This window comes from Bacillus sp. NTK074B (genome assembly GCF_017303375.1).
Lineage (GTDB): Bacteria > Bacillota > Bacilli > Bacillales > Bacillaceae_B > Rossellomorea.
In genome coordinates this window covers 1-244 of sequence record NZ_JAFKOH010000318.1, presented here as the reverse complement: position 1 = coordinate 244, position 244 = coordinate 1, and the positions used below count along the sequence as shown (strand labels likewise).

Sequence of the window (244 nt, the reverse complement as noted above, 5' to 3'; positions counted from 1 at the left end):
CAGGAACATGAAGACCGGTGCGAACAGGCCCAGCGTCGCCAGCCCGACCTCGAGCCGGTCGAGATAACGGGCAACCTGCGGCTGGACGAAGGCATTGGCAGCGGTGGTCGAGAAGCGCGCGTATTCGCCGATCTCGGGCGAGACGTCGCTCGACAGGCTGAACAGCACGCCGGGCAGCAGCGGCTGCAGGATGTCCAGCGCGCGGCGCTCATGGTCGGGGTTTACATGCGCATGCAGAAAACAG

At 65.6% G+C, this 244-nt stretch carries 1 pseudogene; it reads right to left on the bottom strand.

Annotated features, from left to right (window positions below):
- Nucleotides 1–244: pseudogene (locus JI667_RS22520) on the bottom strand (hydantoinase/oxoprolinase family protein); the annotation flags it as partial.